7 protein-coding genes are annotated in these 6448 nt (G+C 65.4%); all 7 read right to left on the reverse strand.

The genetic code is table 11. The annotated features are described in order from the left end of the window. Nucleotides 1-2020 (reverse strand): heavy metal translocating P-type ATPase (locus ACE3S9_RS12775; protein ID WP_374546847.1); only part of this gene is annotated, 2020 nt, incomplete at its 3' end. Nucleotide 2021: 1 nt separating this feature from the next. Beyond that, nucleotides 2022-2528 (reverse strand): FixH family protein, encoded by a 507-nt coding sequence (locus tag ACE3S9_RS12780; RefSeq protein WP_374546848.1) that lies wholly within the window; start codon nt 2526-2528, stop codon nt 2022-2024. 43 nt (nt 2529-2571) lie between these two features. Next, complete coding sequence (gene ccoG, locus ACE3S9_RS12785) at nt 2572-4053, reverse strand: cytochrome c oxidase accessory protein CcoG (RefSeq protein ID WP_374546849.1); 1482 nt, start codon at nt 4051-4053, stop codon at nt 2572-2574. Nucleotides 4054-4355: 302 nt separating this feature from the next. Further along, nucleotides 4356-5225, reverse strand: coding sequence for a cytochrome-c oxidase, cbb3-type subunit III (gene ccoP, locus ACE3S9_RS12790; protein WP_374546850.1), 870 nt, complete (start codon nt 5223-5225; stop codon nt 4356-4358). Between the two features lie 3 nt (nt 5226-5228). Continuing rightward, on the reverse strand, nt 5229-5378 hold the full coding sequence (locus ACE3S9_RS12795; RefSeq protein ID WP_374546851.1) for a cbb3-type cytochrome oxidase subunit 3: 150 nt from the start codon (nt 5376-5378) through the stop codon (nt 5229-5231). An 8-nt stretch (nt 5379-5386) separates the two neighbouring features. Continuing rightward, entirely contained in the window at nt 5387-6121 is a 735-nt protein-coding gene (gene ccoO, locus ACE3S9_RS12800) for a cytochrome-c oxidase, cbb3-type subunit II (protein ID WP_374546852.1), read from the reverse strand. Nucleotides 6122-6131: 10 nt separating this feature from the next. Then, a partial coding sequence (locus ACE3S9_RS12805; protein ID WP_374546853.1) for a cbb3-type cytochrome c oxidase subunit I occupies nt 6132-6448 on the reverse strand: 317 nt, incomplete at its 5' end.

Raw genomic sequence — 6448 nt, forward strand, 5'->3', positions numbered from 1 at the left:
CGCGCGCCTGACCGGCTATGGCGAGCGCGGCGGCGACCGGGGCGAGCTTTTCGCCGAGAAAGACCGCATCGGCCTGGGTTTGCGTGAGATGAACCGCGTCGATCGGCGACAGCGAGGCATGGGCGGCGGCGAGCGCGGGGGCGTCGTTCAACCCGTCGCCGACCATCAGGATTTTCGCCCCCTTGGCCGCAAGCTCCTCGATGAACGCGATCTTTTCCGCCGGCTTCAGCCCGCCGCGCCAGGTTTCGATCCCCAATTCGCGCGCGATTGGCGCCACCGCCTCCGGTCGATCGCCGGACAGAATGGCGAGCTTGAGGCCCCGTGCGCGCAAATGGGCGACGACCCTGCCGGCGTCGGGACGCAGAGTCTGGCGGATCAGCAGCCGCGCCCAACGCGCGCCGGCGCGCACGAAAATCGCGCTGGCGTCGGCCTCGCCGCCCGCCGCCTCGGCGCCGCAAAAGGCGGCCGAACCCAGCCGCGCCTCGCCATCGCCATAAGGCGCCGCAACGCCCTGCCCGGCCGTCTCGCGCGCCTCGGCCAGCGGCGCGGCGGCGCGCGCCGAACGGGCGAGAGCGAGCGCCAGCGGATGGCTGCTCGAATGGGCCAGCCGTCCGGCCAGTTCGAGCAGATCGGGCGGAATCTCCGCCACATTGACCACGCGCGGTTCGGGCAAGGTCAGGGTGCCGGTCTTGTCGAAAATGACCTGATCGATCTCGCCCAGTTTTTCCAATCCGGCCGCGTCATTCAGAAACAGGCCGGAGCGGAAGAAGGCGCCCGAAGCCATGGCCTGAACCGTCGGCACGGCCAGCGCCAAGGCGCAGGGACAGGTGATGATCAGCACGGATATGGCGATGACCAGCGCGTCGTGCGGGCTGGCGCCGAAAGCCCACCACGCCAGGCCGGTGGTCAACGCGGTGAGATGCACCACCGGCGCATAAAGCCGCGACACACGATCCGCCAGCCGCATATAGCGCGAGCGCGCCGCTCCGGCGGCGTCGATCAGCCGCGCGGCCTCGTCGATCAAAGCGGCATGGCCCGGCGCGGTCACGCGAAGCGTCAGGGCGCCCTCGCCATTGATCGAGCCGGCGTAAATATTGTCGCCCGCCGCAACCGGCTTGCCAAGCGTCTCGCCGGTGATCGCGCTTTCATCCACCGCGCTCGCGCCGCTCTCGACGATTCCATCCGCCGGAACACGCTCGCCCGCGCGCACCAGCACGCGATCGCCTTCCGCCAGCGCGGCGACCGGAACGAGCGCGAGATTGTCCTCGTCCTCCGCCGCGCCGGGCGTGAAGCGCAAGGCATTTTCGCCTTTCAGCGCGGCGAGATTGCCGGCCGCCGCGCGCGTCTTGCGGCGCATGGCCTGATCCATGACCCGGCCCGCCAGCAGGAAGGCCAACAGCATGATGGCTGAATCGAAATAGGCATGTTCGGCGTGGTGTTTGGTCTCATAGACCGACAAGGCCAGCGCGAGCGAGACGCCGATGGTGATCGGCACGTCCATGTTGAGCCGGCCCTGGCGCAACGCGGTCCAGGCGCTGACATAGAACGGCTGGCCGGCATAGGCCGCCGCCGGCAAGGCGATCAACGCCGAGAGGAAATGGAAGAAATCGCGGGTTTCCTCCGGCATGGTCGTGGCCTCGCCCGACCAGACCGAGATCGACAGCAGCATGATGTTCATGGCCGCGAAAACCGCGACGCCGAGACATTTCAGCAGCAAGGTGAACCGCGCCGCCTCGTCCGCCTCGACCTTGCGCTGCTCGAAGGGATAGGCGCGATAGCCGATCGTCTCCAGCGCGTTGGTCAGCCGGCCGGCGTCGATCGTCTCAGCGTCGAAGGTCACGGCGAGACGATGGCTGGTGAGATTGAGCCGCGCCAGCATCACCCCCGGCAGGCGCTTCATCGCCGTTTCAATATCGTCGAGGCAGGCGGCGCAGGTGATGCCGTCGATCGCCAGATCGAGCCGCGAGCGCCCGTCCGCATCGGTCTTCACGAAATGCGAATAATCGGGCGAGACGGCCATTTTACTCGACGATCAGCGGATTGCGGGATCGGAACAGGCGCTGGCCGTCGCGGCTCAGATCCACTTCGACATCCCAGCGCCCCGGCGCCAGAGCGGCGGCGCCGGAATAGACGCCCTCGGCCACCGCCGCGGCGACGACCTGCCGGTCGAGCTTGCGCGTGGCGGGAAAATAGAAATGCAATGCGGCGTCGAGCCCGGCGACCGGCTGTCCGGCCTTGTCCTTGACCGTGACGGTCACCTGGGAGCCGCCGGCCTCCTGCGTGCGGGTGAGATCGACGGTCCAGCCAAGCGCCGCCTGCGCCCGAGCGGCCTCGATCTCCTTGTTATAGGCGAGGCCGCTGTCATAGGGATTGTCCGAATCCAACCCGCTGAAGGTCTTCACCGCATAGCTGGCGAAGATGAAATTGACCGCGAGCATCACGCCGAAAAAGGCCGCGAGGATCGCCAGGACCATGCGGCCAGTCAGGGGCCGGCCGGCGGGATGATAGTCGCTTTCTTCCTTCGCCATAGCCTGTCCCTCGACTCTCGTTCCCGCCACGCGCCCGTTCGGCTCAGGGCGCCTTGAAATAATCCGCCTTGGCGACTCGCTCGCCGGTTTTCGCATCCGTCAGGACCATCTGGATCGGCGTGCTCTGCGGCATTTGCACGTCGCCCGGAACCGTGACCATCACGCGCAGCTCCAGCGTCTGATCCGGCGGCGCGACCACGGGCACGCCGGCCTCGTCGCCGGCCGGTTCGCCCAGCACCGTGAGCCTGCCCTGCGGCAGGCCTTCCAGCGACAGTTTGAACGCGCGCTCATAGCCTTTCGGATTCAGCACCCGCACGGTGAAGCCATTGCGCACCGAGCCGTCGGACAGGGTCACGAAGATCGGATTGCGATCGTGCATCACGTCGACGCCGAGGCTGCGGCGCGTCGCCAGCGAGAACGCCATGGCGGCGGAAACCGCGAGGATCAGCGCGACATAGACCAGGGTGCGGGCGCGGAAGATTTGCGGCTTCAACGCCTCCAGGCCTGCGGCGCGGCGCTGCACGTTGATGTCGGTGTCATAGCCGATCAGCCCGGTCGGACGGCCGATCTTCTTCATCACATTGTCGCAGGCGTCGATGCACAGGCCGCACTGGATGCAGCCCATGTTCAGGCCTTCGCGGATGTCCACGCCGGTGGGGCAGACCACGACGCATTGGTCGCAGGCCACGCAATCGCCCGCGGGCTTGCCTTCGAGCCGGAGAGCCTTGGCCTTTTTCACCGAGCCGCGCGGCTCGCCGCGATCGACGCGATAGGTGACGTTGAGCGCCCATTCGTCGGTCAGCGCGGCCTGGATGCGCGGCCAGGGACACATGTAGATGCAGACCTGCTCGCGCGCGAAGCCGGCGAGCAGATAGGTCGAAGCGGTCAGGATCAGGATCCAGATATAAGCCTGCGCCGGCGCCTGGAAGGTCGCGAGCTGTTTCACCAGCGTCGGCGCGTCCGCGAAATAGAGCACCCAGGCGCCGCCGGTCCACCAGGCGATCATCAGCCAGAGCGAATGTTTGAGGATCGCCTCGACCACGGTTTCGAGCGTCCAGGGCTGTTTGGCCTTTTTCATCCGGTCGCGGCGGTCGCCCTGGGTCCAGCGCTCGATCAGCAGGAACAGGTCGGTCCAGACCGTCTGCGGGCAGAGATAGCCGCACCAGATGCGGCCGGCGACCGCGTTCATGAGGAAGAGCGTGAAGGAGGCGAGGATCAGCAGGCCGGTAAAATAATAGACTTCCTGCGGCCAGATCGCGATGCCGAAGAAATAGAACCGGCCATTGCCGAGATCGACCAGCACCGCCTGCGACGGCTGGTCCGGTCCACGGTCCCAGCGCACGAAAGGCAGAAAATAATAGACCAGCATGCCGACGGCGAGCAGCGTCCATTTGATGTTCCGGAACTTGCCGGAAATGCTCTGCGGGTAAATCTGCTTGCGCGACTCGTAAAGCTCGACGTCTTCGTCGGACCCGGACGTCGCGGCGGCGGGCTTTTTCAGACCCAGGCCAGGAATTGCGCTCATATCGCCATCTCGAACAGCTTTGCCGCGCGCATCGGCGGGCGCGGCGCGTCATTTGCCCCCTTATAAGCCGAAGACGGCGACCCGAGTCGAGTAAATTGCGCGCGAATTTGTCGCAGGCCCGCATCGAGCGGAGGCTCCAACCCTTCCCGCGAGGCGCCTCATCGCGCCATTCCCGGAAAACCGCGTCTTTCAGCCCTTTATCGGACGCTGCTCAGCCTGCGCCCGGCGCCCCGAAGAGCGATATCACAAGTAAAAAGTAAGGGCGAAGCGGCGCCCGGCGCCGCTTCGCCCCACTGTCATTATTATTGGCCGCCGCCCAGCGAATGGACGAAGACGGTGAGCGACTTGATCGTGGCCGGATCGAGCTTGGAGCCCCAGGCCGGCATGTGGCCGCCGCGACCGCCGGTCAGCGTCTCGATGATCGTGGCCTTGTCGCCGCCATAGAGCCAGATCTTGGTGGTCAGATTCGGCGCGCCGACATCGGGATTGCCCTTGGCGTTGTCGCCATGGCAGGGCGAGCAATTATCCGCGAAGATCTTCTTGCCGGCCGAGACGTCTTCATTGGTCGGGTGCGACAACGAGAAGACGAAATTCGCGACCTGGTCGATCTGCTCCTTGGTCAGGATGCCGTCCTTGCCGAAGGCCGGCATATTGCCTTCATGGCCGTCAGGATCGCCAGAGCGCGCGCCATGGGTGATCGTCTGGCTGATCTGTTCGAGCTTGCCGCCCCACAGCCAGCGGTCGCCGGTGAGGTTCGGATAGCCGCGCGATCCCTGACCATTGGCGCCGTGGCAGGGCGCGCAGTTCACGTAGAAAGCCGAACGGCCGTAAGCGCGGGCGAATTCGGCCAGCTTCGGATCGGCGGCGATCTGCTGCAGGGTCGAACCGTTGAGCTTGGCGACCATTTCCGAACGCTGCCCCTGCAGGTCCTGCAGATCGGCGGTGACCGCGCCGCGCGCGCTCCAGCCGAGCATGCCCCGCGTATGGCCGCCGGGCAGCGGAATCGCCGGATAGAGGATCCAGTAGCCGACGGACCAGATCATGGTGGCGTAGAGAATATAGAGCCACCATTTCGGGAGCGGCGTGTTCAGCTCCTTGATGCCATCCCATTCATGGCCGGTGGTCGCCGTGCCCGTGGCTGGGTCAATGTCCTGATGCGTGTTGTCAACCATCGTTCAATCCTCGTTCAGCGGCAGGCGGGCGGCCTCGTCGAAGCTTTTCTTTTTGGACGGCCACAGCGCAAAGGCGACGACGCCGATAAACGCGACGATGACCGAGAGCAGGCTGAAGAGTTTCAGCGGTCCGAGAATGGCTTCGAAGTCCATATCGCCCCTCAGCGCCAGTTGGCTTTGTCGTCGAACAGTTTGAAATCAACCGTCGTGCCGAGCATCTGCAGATAGGCGACCAGCGCGTCCTGTTCGGTCGGGCCGGCGTCGCCGCCGAGGCTGGCGTGGGCCACCGCCTTCGGATAGCGCTTGACCAGATCGGCCACGGACGGATCGTCGGGGCTCATCTGGGCCTTGATGTCGGCCTTGGCCTTGGCGACCATGTCCGGCGTATAGGGCACGCCCTCGAGGGTGAGCACCTGCATGTCCTCCTGGATATGCGCGGCGTCGAGCGGAGTGGTCGCCAGGAAGGCGTAGCGCGGCATCACCGAACCGGGAACAACCGCGCGCGGGTTGTTCAGATGGTCGCGCTGCCAGTCGTCGGAATATTTGCCGCCGACGCGCGCCAGATCCGGCCCGGTGCGCTTGGAGCCCCACTGGAACGGATGGTCATATTTCGATTCCGCCGCCAGCGAATAATGGCCGTAGCGCTCGACCTCGTCGCGCAGGGCGCGGATCATCTGCGAATGGCAGAGATAGCAGCCCTCGCGGACGTAGATGTTGCGGCCGGCGAGTTCGAGCGGCGTATAGGGCCGCACGCCGTCGACCGTCTCGATCGTGCTCTTCAGATAGAACAGCGGACCGATCTCGACGAGGCCGCCGATGGCGATGACGATGATAATGCCGACCAGTAGAACCAGACTGTTCTTTTCGAAGATCGCGTGATGTTTCCAAAGGGACATGGTCTGCTCCTCACTCGGCCGGCGCGAGCGCGGGTTTGGCTTCGGGGGCTTCGGCCTCTTCGGGCGAAGCGAGCGTCTTGTAAAAGTTGAAGGCCATGATGAGCGAGCCGATCAGGAACAGGCCGCCGCCCGCCGCGCGGATCACATAGAAGGGGTGCATGGCCTCGACGGTTTCGATGAAGGAATATTCCAGGAAGCCGTTGGAGGTATAGGCGCGCCACATCAGGCCCTGCAGGATGCCGGACACCCACATCGCGGTGATGTAGAGCACGATGCCGATCGTCGCGATCCAGAAGTGCCAGTTGACCAGCTTCAGCGAATAGAGCC

The organism is Rhodoblastus sp., from assembly GCF_041915505.1.
GTDB lineage: Bacteria > Pseudomonadota > Alphaproteobacteria > Rhizobiales > Beijerinckiaceae > Rhodoblastus.